2 pseudogenes are annotated in these 2041 nt (G+C 61.4%); one reads left to right on the forward strand and one right to left on the reverse strand.

Annotation, left to right across the window (positions count from 1 at the left end):
- Positions 1-218 precede the first annotated feature (218 nt).
- Positions 219-840 (forward strand): annotated as a pseudogene (locus tag VQ044_RS24880) (recombinase family protein).
- Between the two features lie 11 nt (positions 841-851).
- On the opposite strand, the pseudogene VQ044_RS24885 reads toward VQ044_RS24880, so the two are convergent.
- Positions 852-1961 (reverse strand): annotated as a pseudogene (locus VQ044_RS24885) (transposase); the annotation flags it as partial.
- Between the last annotated feature and the right edge of the window lie 80 nt (positions 1962-2041).

Consider the following 2041-nt stretch of genomic DNA (forward strand, 5'->3'; position numbering starts at 1 on the left):
GACTGCGGGAACGGCAGGTCTTCACGGGCCAGGACATCCATGCCCAACACTAGATCTAGTGGGTGTGGGAATCAACCGGATAGGCAAGGTTGGTTTGTATCGTAATGCTGAAGCAGAGCCTTTGCCTTACATAGACAGAATGACGGGTTTAATGACAAGCTCGCCTAAGTTTGAGCCTGCGGTTCGATTTTGCTCCATAAACGAGCGTCTATGTGACAATTCTCATCGGGTATGTCCGCATCTCCAAGGCGGATGGAAGCCAGGTCCATGATCTCCAGCGTGACGCTCTCAGTGCGGCACGTGTGGCGGCCGATCAGATTCTACGCGGACAGCGCGTCTGGCCGTCGTGACGATCGGCCAGGACTGGAAGCCTGCCTGAAAGCCTTGCGACCTGACGACACGCTGGTCGTCTGGAAGCTGGATCGGCTCGGTCGCAATCTCCGCCATCTCGTCAATACGGTGTCGGACCTGACGGCGCGAGGCGTCGGCTTCAAGGTCCTGACCGGACAGGGGGCCTCGATCGACACGACGACGGCAAACGGCCGCCTGGTGTTTGCGATCTTCGCCGGGCTCGCCGAGTTCGAGCGCGATCTGATCGTGGAGCGGACCAAGGCCGGCCTGGCCTCCGCGCGAGCTCGGGGCCGCAATGGCGGACGGCCATACAAGATGACCCCGGCAAAGCTGCGGCTTGCCCAGGCGGCGATGGCGCAGCCGGAAACGAAGGTATCGGACCTTTGCGACGAACTCGGCGTGACGCGGCAAACGCTCTACCGCTTCGTTGATCCGACAGGCCGGCTCCGCGCGGATGGCACAAAACTGCTGGCAGCAAGCCGCCGCTAGAGACTTCCGGTTCAAGCGGCCCGACGTTCGAAGTCGATGCGATCGTTCATGTCGAGATCGAAGCGGCCATAGGGATTGGTGTGCCCGTAGATCAGTGGGTTCAGGCCGCGATAGTCCGCCTGGCTCATCCTTCCGGCCCAAGTGGGCTCGGCCAGCACCGACTGCATCATCCGTGTGTTCACGTAGACCAGCGACGTCTGAAGGAGATGCAACGCCAGCACGGAGATCTCCTGATCCTCGAGCCGGTTGGTAGCGATCTCGCCGTCCTGGCCGAAAAAGACGAAAGAGTTGGCGCTGTTCCAGTTCTCGACGACATTCAACCCTTCGTGGATCTCGCGCCGGAAGGCTTCGGAACGCAAATATCGGCACAGAAATATCGTCTTGATCGCACGGCCAAGTTCGGCAAGCGCCTTGTAGGTCGGGTGCATCACCTCGGACCGAGCGAAGCGCCGAAGGATCGCTTCGGGATCGGCCGTCCGGCTCTGCATGGCCGCGGTGTATTTGACCATCTCGTCATATTGCCGCTCGATCTCCTCCCAATCGACGACCCCAGACAGGATCGGCGCGAGGTTGAGCAGCTCCGAGCGCATGCCGGCGGCGGGCAAAGCCAGCTTTTGGCGGGCGATCGCCTTCAGTCGCGGAGCAAGCTCGAATCCCAAGAGCCGGCAGAAGGCAAAGCCAACGGCGCTCTGGCCGTGGCTGTCGACGTACTGGCGTTGGATTTCCATGTCGGTGCAGTGGCGCAGCACACCCTCGATCATCGAGGCGACCTCCGACGAGGAACATCGCTTGAGCTGCGAATAGATGCAGACCGACTGTTTTTCGACATGCCAGTAGATCATCACGCCGCGGCCGCCGTAACGGGCGTGCCATTCGGTCATCAGGTTCCGGTCCCAGGCGCCGAACTTCCTGGAATCGGAGGCGCAAGCCGTGCCGGCTTCGCCCCAGACGGCGGCGTTGCGGATAGAAAGAGTAGCGTTCGCGACCTGTGCACAGGCCTGTCGCATCGCCCCGGCATGAATGAAGCGTCGGCGCACATGCAGCAGTTCCTCGTAGGTGACATCCGGGCCCGCGGCGGCGATGCGCTTGATGCCGGCATTCGTGCCGAGACCGTATGCGCATTTCGCTGATTGTGAGCAGCCATTTCAGGCGATCGTGAGCACGTGTTTCACGCGATCATGAGCGGTCTCTTCGGCCGACC

The organism is Aurantimonas sp. C2-5-R2, assembly GCF_036549495.1.
Taxonomy (GTDB): Bacteria; Pseudomonadota; Alphaproteobacteria; order Rhizobiales; family Rhizobiaceae; genus Aurantimonas; species Aurantimonas coralicida_A.